This is a genomic window from Chryseobacterium sp. (assembly GCF_041914225.1).
Lineage (GTDB): Bacteria > Bacteroidota > Bacteroidia > Flavobacteriales > Weeksellaceae > Chryseobacterium.
In genome coordinates, this window is sequence record NZ_JAYSDT010000013.1 from 1 (window position 1) to 15,595 (window position 15,595).

Here is a 15,595-nt window from a genome sequence, read left to right on the forward strand (position 1 = left end):
ACAATTGTAATAAGTCCTTTTCCTTGCATTTTGTTATAACTACGTTAAATTAAGTTGGCAAATATAATGATTTTCTTGTATTTTATGAATTTTTAACAACAGAAATGGTTTATTTCCAGATATATTGGTATTGTGATTTCTATTTAAGATTTAACAATTTTTTCGTGCTATCATAACGAAGTCTTCAAAATATATTGGTATAAAATTTTCATTCTATTTTTCAACACACTAACTATCAAAATATTATGAAAAAATTACTTTTTTGCATCAGTATTTTTTCTTCCTTAATTGTTAATTCTCAAAGCATTAATTTGGAAGAATTTGCCACGGGGCTTACCAGTCCTGTAGAGATTACGAATGCCAATGACAGCCGTCTTTTTGTTGTACAGCAAAACGGGATCATTAAAATTATTCAACCCAACGGGACAATTAACTCCACTAATTTCCTGGATATAAGTTCAAAAATTATTTTTGGCGGCGAAAGAGGTCTTCTTGGTCTTGCATTTCATCCACAATACTCTGCCAACGGGTATTTTTTTGTGTATTATAACAATACAGCCGGAAATGTCACTGTCGCAAGATACAGCGTAAGTTCCACAGATCCTAATGTAGCTGATCCCGCTTCTGAAAAAATCCTTCTGAGTATTCCGAAACCTTTCGACAATCATAATGGAGGAAGTATTCATTTCGCTCCTGACGGAAAACTGTGGATCATTACCGGAGACGGAGGAAGCGGCGGTGACCCGAATAATAATGCTCAAAACAAAAATTCACTGCTCGGAAAAATGCTGAGAATAGATGTAGATGCTACCGGCCCATACAATATTCCGCCTGACAACCCTTTTGCAGGAGCTGGAGTGGATGGTGCAGACGAGATATGGGCTTACGGACTTAGAAATGCGTGGAAATTTTCTTTTGATCTTACAACAGGTAATGCCATGATTGCAGATGTTGGTCAGGGAGCGATAGAGGAAATTAACAAAATGCCCATTACCCAAGGTGGCTTAAACTACGGCTGGCGATGTTACGAAGGAAATAATGCCTATAATACAACAGGATGTGCTGCACAGTCTACCATGACCTTTCCTGTTGCCGTCTATGATCATTCCGGAGGAAAATGTTCTATCACCGGCGGATATGTCTACAGAGGAACCCAGTATCCTTCATTACAGGGAAAATATTTCTTTGCAGACTACTGCTCTACCCAGATCGGGATTATGGATAGCAATAATGCCATCACCTGGACGACACCTTATTCCGGGAATAACTTCTCTACTTTTGGGGAAGATTATCAGAAAGGGTTGTATGTAGCAGCTGTGAACAATGGAAAGATTTTTAAAATAACCACAGGTACTTTGGGAACCCAGGAAAATAATGCTTTTGGAAATATAAAAGTTTATCCTAATCCGGCTTCAAAAGAAATTTTTATTGATGGAATTAAAGATCAAAAGACAACATTGGAAATTATCAGTGCGGAGGGAAGAAAAGTACTGGAAGCTGATCAAATTTCTAATGGAAAAGCGATCAATATTTCAGGGATACCTGCCGGAGTGTACTATATTAATCTGAAATCAGGAGAGCTGAAATCTTACAGCCAGAAATTGATTATTAAATAATAATAGTCTTTGTAAATACAAACGAAACGCTAAGGTTTTTACATTCTATGAAAAAAGGATCGCAAAGGTGTTTCACTAAGCAAAAAATATTGCTAAACAGAGTGGCTTTGCGAACAAAAAAATAAATCGAAATTATAAAATCTTTGCGAACCTTGCGTTTAATTATTTTTAAATAAGGAGTTGTTTAAACTATCAAAAAATATTGAATATTTCTTAAACCATTAAGAAGGATTTAAGCAGTAAAGCAGAGTTAAGTTAAGATAAATCATTCTGATTTTTAAGCTTAAAGCGAAGCTCATCTTAATACTCTAAACACCTTACTACAATCTTAATATTTCAAAAAGTTTAAACAAGTTAAATAAACCAATTAAAAAGCGGTTCAGATCTGAACCGCTTTTCTTTATATTGTCATGGAGAAAATCCTCGTTTCCGGTTTATTTCTCATCATTCTCAGGTCAAAAACCATGGCTACATTCCTTGTGAAAGCTCTTCCGGCTTCAGTAATTTTAACTTCAGTTCCGTTGATTTTAACCAAACCGTCATTTTCCATTTCTTTCAGCATTTCCAAAGCGTTTTCAAGCTCAGGGAAAGAGTTGTTAATATCAAAAGTGGTCTCAAGCTGGCACATCAGATTAAGGATGTGTCTTCTTACCGTAAGGTCCTCATCGCTCAGAACGTGTCCTTTTACCACAGGAATTTTACCTTCTTCAACCATTTTCTGATATTCCTCAACCGTTTTTACATTCTGGGCAAAAGCATACCAGGAATCTGAAATAGCAGACATACCAAGTCCCACCATCAGCTGGGTTTTGCTGGAAGTATAGCCCATGAAATTTCTGTGAAGTTTTTTATGAATTAAAGACTGGTAAAGATCATCATGCTCAAGGGAGAAGTGATCCATTCCAACCTCAATATATCCTAAATCCTGAAGAAGCTTTTTCCCGTCTTCATACAGACGGCGTTTTTCTTCACCGCTTGGAAGGTCATTTTCATCAAAACCTCGCTGCCCCACTCCTTTTACCCATGGAACATGTGCGTAAGAATAAAATGCAAGTCTGTCCGGTTTCAGCTCCATTGTTTTTCTGATGGTATGCTCCATTGCTTCCCAGTTCTGATGCGGCAATCCGAACACAAGATCATGACTGATTCCTCTGTACCCGATCTCCTTCGCCCATTCTGTAACGTTTTTCACATTTTCAAAAGGCTGAATTCTGTTGATCGCTTTTTGAACTTTGGGATCATAATCCTGAACTCCGAAACTCACTCTTCTGAAACCAAGGTCATATAAAGTCTGAAGATGTTCTTTTGTTGTATTGTTAGGATGTCCTTCAAAAGAAAATTCAGGGTGCTCTGCAATATCTACTGTAGAAAAAATTCCTTCCAGTAATGTTCTCAAATTCTCAGGAGAGAAAAACGTGGGAGTACCTCCTCCAAGGTGCAGTTCTTTCAGTTTTGGTCTTTCACTGAAAATATCAAGGTACAATTTCCACTCTTTTAAAACACTTTCAAGATAAGGAATTTCAACACTGTGCTGCTTGGTGATGCGTTTATGACATGCACAGAATGTACACAATGCTTCACAGAAAGGCAAATGGATATAAATAGAAATTCCCTCCCCTGCATTGCTTTCATCAAAAGACCTGATTACGGTTTCCTTCCATCTTTCCGGTGAAAATGTTGATTCATCCCAGTAAGGAACGGTAGGATAAGAAGTGTAACGCGGTCCGGGAATATTATACTTATCTATTAAAGAGTTCATTTTGAAAATTAAAATTTTATAAGGGCATGAAATTTAACATAATTAAAATTCATTCTACAAAATTAGCTATTAGTTATGAATTTTAACCTATGAATTATATTAGGTTCTATTTTATAATGAGTCTAAATACGTATGATCAGGCTTTTGGCTAATAGTGATATATTCTATTCCTGATATTTAAAATTTTAATTTCATCACCGCAATTTTATTATTTCCTGCAAGAACAACATTATTGCCATCTATCCATTGGCAGACGAAGAATCCTTTTTCATCAGAAATTTTCTTCCATGTTTTTCCAAAATCTGAAGAATAACTGACATGCTTATCTCCTACTGCAATAATTTCTTTTCCTTTTGATCCAGGTTTAATTTTCACACAAGTCGTATATCCTGCATTCTGTCCTGAAGCCTGAATCTGCCAGGTTTCACCACCATCGTTAGTGGTTGCGATATTATTGATATTAGCATCCTGTTTGGTATAATCTCCTCCAACAGCAATTCCAAACTTATCTTCATAAAAATCTATAGAATACATTCCTTGCGAAGATTCTCCCTGTACAAACGGAGTATTGAAAATTTCAAACTTCTCATTTTTCAGATCCATTCTTAAGATTCGCGAAGCTTTTCCTCCGGTTGCAATCCAAAGATATTTTTTAGAGGATGAAATATTGGTATTGCTGGCGGCAAAAGCAGCTTCACCATCATTTAATGTTACATTATTTTTAAACATGCTCCATTTCCCATTCTTATATACAGCCAGTTTCAACAGGTGGTCTTTATCTGCATCACTGAAGGTATAGGCAAGTTTATCATTCACAAAATGCAAAGCATCATAAAAAGCCGTTTTTGCTGTATCTTTAAAGACAACCTGTGAGGTCAGAGTTTTTTTATCAATCGCAAAAAATCTTCCCGGACTTTCAATATTGATGGCATAAAAAGAAGTTTTGTTCTGACCTAGTGTTCTGAACTGAAGTTTTTCTTCAGACAGTTTTATCTGCTTCTGATTTTTATAATCTTTAAGATCTGCAAACCCGAATTTGGAATCCGTACCGCTATACCATACTTTGTTGTCATATAGTTCAAGGGCTCTGATACTGATCTTATCATTAAGAATGGTTTCGAGGCTTTCCACCTGCTGGGAAAACGCTGCAAGTCCTGCGGACAGAAATAAAATGGTGAAAATCTTTTTCATATTATAGTATTGGGATAAAAAAAACCGCCGAAGCGGTTTATATTATAATTATTAATCCTGGTTCTGATATTTTTCAGGATTGTTAAGTTTACCATGTGATTTTCCATAAAGGAAATATACCAAACCTCCCAGTACCAGCCATACAGCTGAAAGCTCTAATGCATGGGCACTCAGGTTAAAAATCAGATATAAATTGATAATTACTCCCAATGCGACTACAATTTTATAAGCAGGAACCTTGAAAGGTCTGATCAGATTAGGTTCTTTTTTTCTCATTACCCAAACGGCGATACAAACCAATGTAAAAGCAAACAGGGTTCCGAAACTTGTCATATCTGCCAATGTTGAAATCGGAGTAAATGCAGCAATAAATGCTACTACAAGCCCTAAAAGGATAATTCCTTTATATGGAGTTTTGGTTTTCGGGTGAAGCTGACCGAAGAATTGAGGAATCAACCCGTCTTTTGCCATACCGATAAAAATTCTGGACTGTCCCATCATCATTACCATTACTACGGAAATTAATCCTACCGTAGCAGCAATGGTTACGATATTACTTGCCCAGTGTTTTCCTGCAATTTCAAAAGCATAGGCAACAGGAGCTTTAATAGCGTCCGGATATTTACCTTCAGGGTTGAAGTCTGTATAATGCATCATCCCTGTTAACACAAGAGATACACAGATATATAAAGCTGTACAGATCAATAATGAAGCAATGATGGCGAAAGGCACATCTTTTTTAGGATTAATAGCCTCTCCCGCCTGTGTGGAAACAGCATCAAAACCAATATAGGCAAAGAAAATAGCTGCGGCTCCGGAAATAATCCCTTTAATACCATATGCGGAGACCAAATCCCCCTCAGAGTTTTTGATTTTTACAGGATCCGGAATAAAAGGTTTCCAGTTTTTAACTCCATCTACAGCGTTATAAAGGTCTGTATTAGAGAAAATAATATATACTCCGGCAATAATTACAAAGATAACGGCTGAAGTTTTCATTAAAACGATCAGGTTATTAGCACCCGCTGCTTCTTTAGTTCCTTTTACCAATAATGCAGTAATTAAAAGAACAAGAATAAATGCAGGCAGGTTCATAGAAAATCCATCTCCGGTATAACTTGCAGGATCTGAAGTCAGATAGGCAGGGAGGTGAATATTAAATATTTTCAAAAATTTGTTAAAATATCCGGACCAGCTCACGGAAACTGCCATACTTGCCATGGCATATTCGAGGATGAGACACCACCCCATAGCCCAGGCAAAAATTTCTCCCACGGTTCCGTATGCGTAAGCATAAGCAGATCCCTCTACAGGAATAATGGATGCAAACTCTGCATAGCATAATGCAGCAAAAACGCAGGCGATCCCTGCTATGATAAAGGAAATTGCAAGTGCTGGCCCTGCATGATAATAGGCTCCTGTTCCGGTAAGAACAAAGATTCCACCACCAATGATAGCACCTACTCCAATTGCTGTTAAACTCCACTTTCCAAGGACTTTTTTCAGCTCACTTTTCTTCATATCTGCCTCATAGGCACTTAGTGGCTTTTTAACCCAAATTTTCGACATGTTTTTTTATTTATTTAAGGATTTACGAAAATATAAAAAATTTAGAAACTCTCACGTTAATCGTTAAAATTTCATCATTTATTTTACATTAAAAACTTTAAAAACCTGACCAGCACCTTATTCATAGTATTTCATTAAGTGTTAAATTTTTCGTTATTTTTGATAACATGAATTTATATGATCTTTTCATAAAGCCTTATGAGAGCTATGATACCTTACAGATTATACTGGAAGCCTCAGGAGCTGTACTGGGAACCTTAAGCGTGTATTTTTCTATTAAAAAGAATATATGGGTATACCCTACCGGTATTATTTCTACACTGATCTATGTGTATATTCTGTTCAACTTCGGTTTGCTGGGAGACTGCCTGATCAATGTCTATTATACCATCATGAGTATCTACGGATGGATTTTATGGGCTAAAAATTCCGAAGATCATATTCATGTGGATGTTACCTGGGCCGCCGGAAAGGAATGGATCTATGCCAGTATCCTTTTTATACTGAGCCTGGCACTTGTTACCCTTATTTATTATTATAAGCCTTATATTGATAATCAGTTTTCGATGGAAGGGACCAGTCTCGGATTATATCATCTGGATTGGGCAAACTGGATGGATGTTTTCACCACTTCAATATTTTTAGTAGGAATGTGGTTTATGGCCAAACAGCGCATTGAGAGCTGGATTTTCTGGATTATCGGAGATCTTATTTGCATCCCTATGATGATTTTTAAGGGACTTGGAATCACTTCGGTTCAATATTTGGTATTTACTATAATGGCGATCTCAGGATACGTCAATTGGAAAAAAAGTTTTAAAGAAAAAAGTACAATAAAGTCATGAAAAATTTATTTAAAATAGCAGTCAGTATTTTTGCTATTGCCAGTTTAACATCTTGTTTAGCATATACCGACGGATACGGTAGCAACAATGGAGGTTATTATGGAGATCCCTATTATAACAACGGATATTACTATGCTCCTGCAGGTTACTACGGAAGCGGTGGATATTGGGGCAATGACGGCTATTATTACAGAAACAATGTTAATTATTACTATGATAATGGCATCCCTTATTATTATGACAATTATAATAATTCCAGAAGAAAAGTCTACGTAGAAAGAAGATCTTCTTCTTCAAGACCTCAGAACGGATTCCAGAATACCCGTACAACAAATAGTAACGGTTCATACAATAATAACAGCGGAGGGTTTAATAATAACAGAAACTCCAACAGCAACAGCGGATTCAGAAACCAGAACAGCGGTTATCAGAACAATCAGGGAAACCAGAACAACAGCGGTTTCAGAAATTCCAACAGTAATGGCGGATTCAGAAACCAAAACAGTGGTAATCAGAACAATCAGAATAACAGCGGATTCAGGAACCAGAACAGCGGCGGATTCAGAAATTCTGAAAGCAGCAGCAGGTCAGAATCTTCCGGTGGCGGATTCAGAAATAGCTCAGGCAGCCAAAACACCAGCTCCAGCAGACAGCAAAGCGGTGGAGGCGGCTTTAGATAAAACGATTATAAATAAGAAAACGAACAGCTAACACTGTTCGTTTTTCATTTTAAATATGTTAATTTTGCTTCTTCATTTAACAAAAAAATATGGAATTTTATAAATATCAGGGAACAGGGAATGATTTTGTAATGGTAGACAACCGTGATCTGCAATTTACTAAAGATAAAGGTATTATTGAAAAACTATGTGACAGACGTTTCGGAATAGGTGCTGACGGCCTTATTCTGCTGGAAAACGATCCTCAATATGATTTCAGAATGGTATACTATAATTCTGACGGAGGAGAAAGTACCATGTGCGGGAACGGAGGAAGATGTCTGGTAGCTTTTGCTTTTTTCCTGGACATCTTTGAAGATAAATGCAAATTCATTGCGACGGACGGCGAACATGAAGCTGAGATCCATAACGGGATCATTAAATTAAAAATGATTAATGTAGACGCAGTATCCCATGACGGAAACGACTTCGTTCTGAATACCGGTTCACCCCATTATGTAAAATACGTTGAAAATCTGAAGGACTATCCTGTGTATGATGAAGGATATGGAATCAGAAATTCTGAAACTTATAAAGAAAAAGGAATCAATGTGAACTTTGTAGAAAAAATTTCAGATGATGAAATTTTTGTAAGAACCTATGAACGAGGCGTTGAGGATGAAACTTACAGTTGTGGGACGGGAGTTACAGCTTCTGCTTTAACTTTTCTGCAAAAACATAATCTAACCTCTGTAAAAGTTAAAACCTTAGGCGGAAATCTTAAGGTATATGCTGAAAAAAGCGGTGACTCATTCCGGAATATCTGGCTTGAAGGTCCTGCAAAGCAGGTTTTTAGAGGTAAAACAGATCTTCTTTAAAAACAAAAAACTTTTAATCAACATTAATACGAATGAAAAAAGCTATTCTCATTATCATTCTGCTGGTTTTTGTAGTGGCAGGATTTTTTGGTTTGAGATTTTATAATAAATATTTAGGAAATAACGTAGAAAAAGAAGGTTATGTACTGATTCCTCACAGGGCAGGTTTTAAGCAGATCCTCGACTCTATTGCTCCTTATATTAAAGACAGGGAATCTTTTGAAGCAGTGGCTAAAGAAAAAGGTCTTGAAGCGAATTTCAAAGCAGGACGTTATCATATCCAAAGCGGAACAGGAAACAAAAACCTTGTCAACATGATCAAAGCAGGGAACCAGACAGCAAATTCTTACAGGATTGGTGATTTTGGGGATATGTATCAGATGATTGGTAAGGTTACCAAAAAAACAGAAATAGATTCATTACATTTTGTAACTGATCTGGATGCTGTTGCGCAGGAGAAAGGATACAAAAATGCTGAAGATTTAAAAAAATATTTTTTCATTGATACGTATAATTTTTTCTGGACGGTAAGTCCGAGAGAATTTTTTGCCAAGTTCGAAGATCAGTATAATGATTTCTGGACGGCTGAAAGAAAAAATAAAGAACAGCAGTCAGGTCTCACAAGAGATCAGGTTTATGCCCTGGCTTCCATTGTTTATAAGGAATCGGGAGAAAAAAAAGATGAGATGAAAACGATTGCCGGATTATATTTAAACCGTTACAGAAAAGGAATGAAACTTCAGTCTGATCCTACGGTAATCTATGCGATCAATAAACAGACTAATTTTAAAGAACCTATAAAAAGGGTATTATACAAGCATTTGTCTACACCATCACCTTATAACACCTATGCCAATGCAGGGATTCCTCCGGGGCCAATCTGTGTAGTGGATAAAAACTCAATAGATGCTGTTTTAAATGCTGAAAACAACAATTATATATTTATGTGTGCTGATCCTTCAAGGCCCGGATACCATAAGTTTACGGCAAGTGCTGAAGAGCATGCTGTAAATGCAAAGGCTTATCAGGACTGGCTCAACTCAAAAAATATAAAATAAGCTTAGAAGGCACCAAGAAACTTATACAGTTAGAAAAACAATAAACGACCATAATATTTTGATGATCAGACGGATATGGATATTCAAAATATTAAGGGTTATTCTTTCACGATCTTATACAAAAAAATAACCTATGAAGAATAAGACAGAAATTGTCAATATTTTCACCAGAAAAACTTTAGGACTTACATTAGTACTTTCAGCGGCAGCATTGGCTTTTGCACAGGAGAAGGCTGGAGTTTCAGGAATCATTGTCAACAAAAAAAATCAACCGGTTCCTTACGCTTCTGTAACTTTCAGCAATAAGACGAACAAAACTTTAAGTGATGCTGTACTGACTGATGAAAAAGGACAATATCAGCTGCAGCTTGTGCCCGGAGATTATGAAATTACAGTAGAAGCCATTGATTACAAAAAAAGTGTAGTCAGCAAAAATATTGCAGCAGCAGGTAATATCGGGGCTTTGTCTATTGAGGCTGAACCTACCTCTACTGTTGATGGCAAAACAAAAGAAATACAAGGCGTTGTTATTACTGCTTCAGCAGCAAAACCTTATAAAGTAGAGCTTGACAAAAAAACATATGACCCTTCACAGGATATTGTGAGTAAAGGAGGAAATCTTCAGGATGTCTTGACCAACGTTCCTTCAGTTTCCGTAGACACAGACGGAACGGTATCTATGAGAGGAAGCACCAATGTAAAGTTTCTGATCAATGGGAAGCCTTCTGCCCTGCTTGGGATTGATGATGGTGCAAATGCACTGCAAAGTATTCCTGCTGATCAAATCGAAAGAATTGAGGTTATTACCAATCCTTCTTCTAAATTCGAAGCAAGCGGAACTGCCGGTATTCTGAATATCATTCTTAAAAAGGATAAAAAAATAGGATTCAATGGTAGCGTAACCGGAACTTTAGGCTATCTTCCAAGAACCAATCTTAATGCTAACTTAAACTGGAGAAAAGGTAACTGGACCTGGTTTTTAAATGGCGGCGGTGGTTATCAGAAGAATGAAAGTACCATGAAGAATACGACTACCAGAAAAGATGATATTGGTAGCCTGCCTTCAACCGCATTCCCTTTTACTCAGTATTCCCAACAAAATGGTAAGACCACCAGAGAAAGTGACACTTACAATGTTACCGCGGGATTCACTCACGATTTCAGTGATAAAACATCGATCAACTTTTCAGGAATGGTAAGAAGTTTTGATACGGATCAAACCGGAATTAACACTTACAATGAAAGGGTTTATAAAGACGCCTCTACCATAAATGATGTTGTAAGAGAAAGAAACAGCTACGGAAATAACAAAAACCTGGCAACGCAGTTTGATCTGGGACTTGATCAGAAAATTGGAGACAATGGTCAATTGATATCGGCATCTGCAAGTTATCAGACTAATAAAACGGACGGAACCAATCAGATTGTACAGAGAAGTTTTGTCAATAATATTTTACAACCTACCAGTGTTGTTAATAATGTAAGCACAGATTCTAAAACAGATACCTTTATTGGAAAAATAGATTATGAACTTCCAATAGGTGAAAAATCTAAATTAGAAGCCGGAGCACGTTATGATTATAACAGAAATACATACAACTATTTCGTGGATCAAAGTGATAATGGACAAACTCCATATACAAGATTTGATTTTACAAGTAACACAGTATATTCTGAAAATATTCTTGGAGTGTATGCACAGTTTAAAAGTAAGATTGGTGAAAAATTTGCGTATCAGTTAGGATTAAGAAGTGAGACTTCAAAAATTGACGTTAATTTTCAAAATTTTGATGTAAACGGAAATCCTGCAAACACTCCGGAAGTTAATAAAAATTATACGAAGTTCTTCCCTTCCGTCTTTCTGAGCTATGACCTGGCAAAGAACAATCAGATCTTGTTAAATTATTCAAGAAGAATTAACCGTCCGAGAGCTTTCTCCCTGATTCCTTTTATGTCTTTTGATGATGACAGAAACTACTTCAGAGGAAACCCAAATCTTAATCCAACGTACGAAAACTCTTTTGAAATCGGATACAATCTTTCAAACAAAAAGATCACGTTTAATCCAACTTTATATTTTAAAAAATCTGAAGATGAACAAAACAGATATCAATACGTAGATGAGACTGGAGCTGTAAATACAATGCCTTTCAACGTGGGTACGGAGACCAATTATGGTTTGGATCTGAATGGAACTTACGATCCTTACAGCTGGTGGAAAATAATGCTTTCTGCTGACCTTTACGGATATAAAAATACAGGAAGCTTTAACTTATTCCCTGACAATCCAAGAACATTGAATGATTTCTCGGGTTCCGGCTTCTCATATAGAATACGTTTTAACAATACATTTAAGCCGACAAAAAACTTAAGTCTTCAAGTCCAAAGTTTCTACAGAGCTGCTGAGAAAACTGCTATGAATAACAGAAAAGCAATGTATGGTATAGATTTAGGAGTAAGCCAGACGATCTGGAAAGGAAATGGAATTATTGGATTTAACATCAGAGACATCTTTAATACCAGAAAAATGAAAAATTTCTCTGATAATGCTCAATTTACCCGAGAAATGGAAATGCAATGGCAGCCAAGACAATTTGCTTTGTCCTTTACTTATAAGTTCAAGCAGGGAGAAAAGGTCGATACCAAACCTAAAATTAAAAAAGATATTAATTCTAATACAAAAGGAAACGAAGAACAAAGCGGCCCTATGTAATACAACAAAAATCCCGAAAATGACTTTCGGGATTTTTTATTTCTGTTATTTTACAGGCTCTGCTTTCGAGTATTTTTCTTTTTCAGCTTCATAGATTCTTCTTCTCAGATCACTGGTGGAAAACCTATGGTCTCTTTTGTTGTAAAAGATTTCAATTCCTTTTTCTTCACAGTATTTTTTACCTGTAAAGTCTTTGTCCATATAATCATCTCCGATGATTCTTACATCAATCACAAATGATTTTAAAATATCCAACAGATCTTCTTCCGTATAATAAGGAATGATCTCATCTACAGCATTTACTGCTTTCAGCTGGATATACCTTTCAACGATAGTCTGGCTTGGCTTATTTTTGTTCGGACGATCGTAGGATGGATCGATCTGAAGTCCTACGATTAAATAGTCACATACGGTTTTAGCTTCTTCAAGCATTTTGATGTGACCTGCATGCAATAAGTCAAATGACGAAAATGTAATACCTATTCTTTGTGTCTTCATATTAATTTAAAATTAAAACTCCGCTGAAATAAGTGGTCCTTTTAAGGATAAACACAAGTGATCCAGGGAAGGTGTTTTGTAATTTGTTTTATTATTTAATTATTCTTTATAAACGTAAATATAACAATACTTAAGTTTTTCTGTTGTCCAGATATTTCTGCCACTCCCATACTGTTTTTAAAGCATTCTCAAGGGACGTTTCAGATTTCCAGTTGAGTTCTTTTTCAGCTTTTTCAGGATTGGCATATGCAATCGTGATATCTCCTTCTCTTCTGGCACAGATCTGATAAGGCACTTCCACATTATTAGCTTTTTCAAATGCTTTTACCACTTCCAGCACAGATGATCCTCTTCCTGTTCCCAGATTATAAATGTCAATCACTGTTTCTGCTGAAGAATCTTCTATCAGTTTTTTCAATGCTGCAACATGCGCTTTAGCCAGGTCAACAACATAAATATAATCCCGGATAGGAGTTCCGTCTTCTGTAGGATAATCATCTCCCCAGATGTTCAGTTTCTCTCTTATTCCTGACGCAGTCTGCATCACGTAAGGTACCAGGTTATTGGGAATTCCGATCGGCAATTCGCCAAGTTTGGCAGATGGGTGTGCGCCAATAGGATTGAAATACCTTAATAACGATATTTTACTGCCATAGGCTTTTGCAAAATCAATCAGGATCTCCTCTCCCATTTGTTTTGTTTTCCCATATACACTTTCCGGTGTTTTTAACGGAGTGTTTTCATCTATCGGCATTACATCTGCCTGTCCGTATACCGTACATGATGAACTGAAAATAAAGTTAGAGATTTTTCTTTCCTTAAATTCCTGAAGAATATTAATTAAAGAGAACAGATTATTTTCATAATAATCTATAGGTTTTACCTGGCTCTCTCCTACTGCTTTGGAAGCTGCAAAATTGATACATCCGTCAATCTGATGAGCATCAAAAACCTGAGTAAGCAGTTCTTTTCTTCTCAGGTCAAAAGGATAAAAAGCAGGCTTTACCCCTGTAATTTCCTCAATATTATTTAAAATAAACCTCTCCGTATTGGATAAATCATCAACAATAACCACTTCAAAGCCGTTATTGATAAGTTCTACTACAGTATGAGAACCAATATATCCAAGTCCCCCGGTAACAAGTATTGCCATTTTTATTTTTTAATCTTGTTTTCTTAATCTTCGTGTTTTCCTATATTTTCTATTTCGTTTTCTGTTGGACTATGCTTAAAATTATTAATTAATACAACAGGACCAATAACAAATAGTATATTCGATACTATATAAAACAGCAGATATTTATTATTAGAATTTGGTAGTTTTTGATACTTAACATTAAAAATTACTGCATGAAAAATAAGCATCAGGAATAAAGAAATGTTCATATAAAAAAACATCTTTCTTGATTCTTTAAAAATACAAATAAATGTTACAGTTAATAATGGAAGTATCAAAAAGTATAATACATAAATAATTAATTTAAATGCATTATACTCTTCTTTTAATCCATAGCCTCTTAAAAAGATATTAAACATGTTGTATGCAAAAAATATCATCCAGCAAAGGACAAAAATGATTGCCAAAAAATAAGCAAACTTATGTTTTAATATTCTTTCTTCGTGAAGCATAAATTATCCCATAAACTCAAGCACTGCATCCGTAATATACTTCAGCTGCTCTTCGTCTAATTCTGTATGCATTGGTAAAGAAATTACCTGATCCAAAAGCTTATCGGTATTTACAAAATCTGCAGGATTACTTTCTTGGAAATATGCTTTTTGCTTTCTCAGTGCTACAGGATAATAAATCATTGCAGGGATTTCTTTTTCCGCCAAAAACTTCTGGAGTTCATTACGTTTTCCGTTCAGGATTCTTAAAGTATACTGATGGAATACATGGGTAGAATTTTCAGCTCTTTTTGGAGTCAGGATATCCGGGTGACTGGCAAATGCTTCATCATAAAAATCTGCAGCTCTTCTTCTTGCTTCGTTGTAAGAATCAAGGTGAGGAAGTTTTTTTCTTAAAACTGCAGCCTGAATGCTATCCAGACGTGAGTTTACCCCAACCTCATCATGGTAATATCTTTCATACATCCCGTGGTTAACAATTCCTCTTAAACGGTGAGCCAGTTCATCATTATTGGTAAAAATAGCCCCGCCGTCTCCGTAGCATCCCAAGTTTTTTGATGGGAAGAAAGAAGTTGTTCCCACAGTAGACATAGTTCCGGCCTGTTTTACCGTTCCGTCCGAGAATGTATATTCTGAACCAATTGCCTGAGCGTTGTCTTCAATAACATATAAATTGTGCTCTTCAGCAATTTTTAAAATTTCTTCCATATTGGCACACTGTCCGAAAATATGTACCGGGATAATCGCTTTTGTTCTTGGCGTAATCGCTTTTTTAATCTGTTCTGTAGAGATTGTAAATGTATCATAATCTACATCTACCAACACAGATTTCAACTTAAGCAGGTGAATGACTTCTACCGTTGCAGCAAAAGTAAAATCAGCCGTGATAATTTCATCTCCTTCTTTCAGATCCAAAGCCATCAGGGCAATCTGTAATGCATCTGTACCATTGGCACATGGAATCACATGTTTTACGTCTAAATAAGACTCCAATTCATTCTGGAAAGACTTTACTTCAGGACCGTTGATAAATGCCGCAGAATCCATTACATTTAAAACTGCATTGTCTACATCATTCTTTATTTTGTAATACTGACTTTGCAAGTCAACCATCTGAATTTTTTTCATATAATAAATATTTCTGTAAAAATAAGGATTTTAATATCTGATCAAAAATTTT

The 15,595-nt window shown here is 36.0% G+C and carries 13 protein-coding genes; 6 read left to right on the top strand and 7 right to left on the bottom strand.

The annotated features are described in order from the left end of the window. Positions 1 to 245 precede the first annotated feature (245 nt). Entirely contained in the window at positions 246 to 1,616 is a 1,371-nt protein-coding gene (locus ACE3RB_RS07955; RefSeq protein WP_374463741.1) for a PQQ-dependent sugar dehydrogenase, read from the top strand. 400 nt (positions 1,617 to 2,016) lie between these two features. On the opposite strand, the gene hemN is transcribed toward ACE3RB_RS07955, so the two are convergent. The 3 genes from hemN to ACE3RB_RS07970 all read right to left on the bottom strand — a co-directional run bounded on the left by hemN (position 2,017) and on the right by ACE3RB_RS07970 (position 6,135). After that, positions 2,017 to 3,375: an oxygen-independent coproporphyrinogen III oxidase gene (gene hemN, locus ACE3RB_RS07960; protein ID WP_374463742.1), complete on the bottom strand. Its 1,359-nt coding sequence runs from the start codon at positions 3,373 to 3,375 to the stop codon at positions 2,017 to 2,019. Between the two features lie 177 nt (positions 3,376 to 3,552). After that, the gene (locus tag ACE3RB_RS07965) at positions 3,553 to 4,566 is read right to left on the bottom strand and encodes a WD40/YVTN/BNR-like repeat-containing protein (protein WP_374463743.1); all 1,014 of its coding nucleotides are present in this window, start codon (positions 4,564 to 4,566) and stop codon (positions 3,553 to 3,555) included. A 51-nt stretch (positions 4,567 to 4,617) separates the two neighbouring features. Continuing rightward, on the bottom strand, positions 4,618 to 6,135 hold the full coding sequence (locus ACE3RB_RS07970; protein ID WP_002980357.1) for an amino acid permease: 1,518 nt from the start codon (positions 6,133 to 6,135) through the stop codon (positions 4,618 to 4,620). A 167-nt stretch (positions 6,136 to 6,302) separates the two neighbouring features. On the opposite strand from ACE3RB_RS07970, the gene pnuC reads away from it, so the two are divergent. The 5 genes from pnuC (at position 6,303) to ACE3RB_RS07995 (ending at position 12,288) form a co-directional block, all read left to right on the top strand. Next, positions 6,303 to 6,980: a nicotinamide riboside transporter PnuC gene (pnuC, locus tag ACE3RB_RS07975; protein WP_374463744.1), complete on the top strand. Its 678-nt coding sequence runs from the start codon at positions 6,303 to 6,305 to the stop codon at positions 6,978 to 6,980. Next, complete coding sequence (locus tag ACE3RB_RS07980) at positions 6,977 to 7,660, top strand: hypothetical protein (protein WP_374463745.1); 684 nt, start codon at positions 6,977 to 6,979, stop codon at positions 7,658 to 7,660. The genes pnuC and ACE3RB_RS07980 overlap by 4 nt, the downstream gene beginning before the upstream one ends. A gap of 89 nt (positions 7,661 to 7,749) precedes the next feature. Further along, on the top strand, positions 7,750 to 8,517 hold the full coding sequence (dapF, locus tag ACE3RB_RS07985) for a diaminopimelate epimerase (RefSeq protein ID WP_374463746.1): 768 nt from the start codon (positions 7,750 to 7,752) through the stop codon (positions 8,515 to 8,517). Between the two features lie 32 nt (positions 8,518 to 8,549). Next, positions 8,550 to 9,575 (top strand): endolytic transglycosylase MltG, encoded by a 1,026-nt coding sequence (gene mltG, locus ACE3RB_RS07990; RefSeq protein WP_374463747.1) that lies wholly within the window; start codon positions 8,550 to 8,552, stop codon positions 9,573 to 9,575. Positions 9,576 to 9,708: 133 nt separating this feature from the next. Further along, the gene (locus ACE3RB_RS07995; protein ID WP_374463748.1) at positions 9,709 to 12,288 is read left to right on the top strand and encodes a TonB-dependent receptor domain-containing protein; all 2,580 of its coding nucleotides are present in this window, start codon (positions 9,709 to 9,711) and stop codon (positions 12,286 to 12,288) included. Positions 12,289 to 12,333: 45 nt separating this feature from the next. Here ACE3RB_RS07995 and ACE3RB_RS08000 read toward each other — a convergent pair whose 3' ends face one another. From ACE3RB_RS08000 to ACE3RB_RS08015, 4 genes are all read right to left on the bottom strand, one after another. Then, positions 12,334 to 12,786, bottom strand: a complete 453-nt coding sequence (locus ACE3RB_RS08000; RefSeq protein WP_374463749.1) for an adenylyltransferase/cytidyltransferase family protein — start codon at positions 12,784 to 12,786, stop codon at positions 12,334 to 12,336. A 130-nt stretch (positions 12,787 to 12,916) separates the two neighbouring features. Then, complete coding sequence (gene galE / locus ACE3RB_RS08005) at positions 12,917 to 13,939, bottom strand: UDP-glucose 4-epimerase GalE (RefSeq protein WP_374463750.1); 1,023 nt, start codon at positions 13,937 to 13,939, stop codon at positions 12,917 to 12,919. Between the two features lie 23 nt (positions 13,940 to 13,962). Then, a complete protein-coding gene (locus ACE3RB_RS08010) occupies positions 13,963 to 14,415 on the bottom strand; it encodes a hypothetical protein (protein WP_374463751.1) in 453 nt (150 codons plus the stop codon). A 3-nt stretch (positions 14,416 to 14,418) separates the two neighbouring features. Then, positions 14,419 to 15,543, bottom strand: coding sequence for a DegT/DnrJ/EryC1/StrS family aminotransferase (locus ACE3RB_RS08015; protein ID WP_374463752.1), 1,125 nt, complete (start codon positions 15,541 to 15,543; stop codon positions 14,419 to 14,421). Positions 15,544 to 15,595 lie beyond the last annotated feature (52 nt).

What these genes read in the sequence shown, in the direction of transcription:
- ACE3RB_RS07955 (WP_374463741.1), top strand. Translation starts at nt 246, where the DNA reads ATGAAAAAATTACTTTTTTGCATCAGTATTTTTTCTTCCTTAATTGTT.
- hemN (WP_374463742.1), bottom strand. Translation starts at nt 3,375, where the DNA reads ATGAACTCTTTAATAGATAAGTATAATATTCCCGGACCGCGTTACACT.
- ACE3RB_RS07965 (WP_374463743.1), bottom strand. Translation starts at nt 4,566, where the DNA reads ATGAAAAAGATTTTCACCATTTTATTTCTGTCCGCAGGACTTGCAGCG.
- ACE3RB_RS07970 (WP_002980357.1), bottom strand. Translation starts at nt 6,135, where the DNA reads ATGTCGAAAATTTGGGTTAAAAAGCCACTAAGTGCCTATGAGGCAGAT.
- pnuC (WP_374463744.1), top strand. Translation starts at nt 6,303, where the DNA reads ATGAATTTATATGATCTTTTCATAAAGCCTTATGAGAGCTATGATACC.
- ACE3RB_RS07980 (WP_374463745.1), top strand. Translation starts at nt 6,977, where the DNA reads ATGAAAAATTTATTTAAAATAGCAGTCAGTATTTTTGCTATTGCCAGT.
- dapF (WP_374463746.1), top strand. Translation starts at nt 7,750, where the DNA reads ATGGAATTTTATAAATATCAGGGAACAGGGAATGATTTTGTAATGGTA.
- mltG (WP_374463747.1), top strand. Translation starts at nt 8,550, where the DNA reads ATGAAAAAAGCTATTCTCATTATCATTCTGCTGGTTTTTGTAGTGGCA.
- ACE3RB_RS07995 (WP_374463748.1), top strand. Translation starts at nt 9,709, where the DNA reads ATGAAGAATAAGACAGAAATTGTCAATATTTTCACCAGAAAAACTTTA.
- ACE3RB_RS08000 (WP_374463749.1), bottom strand. Translation starts at nt 12,786, where the DNA reads ATGAAGACACAAAGAATAGGTATTACATTTTCGTCATTTGACTTATTG.
- galE (WP_374463750.1), bottom strand. Translation starts at nt 13,939, where the DNA reads ATGGCAATACTTGTTACCGGGGGACTTGGATATATTGGTTCTCATACT.
- ACE3RB_RS08010 (WP_374463751.1), bottom strand. Translation starts at nt 14,415, where the DNA reads ATGCTTCACGAAGAAAGAATATTAAAACATAAGTTTGCTTATTTTTTG.
- ACE3RB_RS08015 (WP_374463752.1), bottom strand. Translation starts at nt 15,543, where the DNA reads ATGAAAAAAATTCAGATGGTTGACTTGCAAAGTCAGTATTACAAAATA.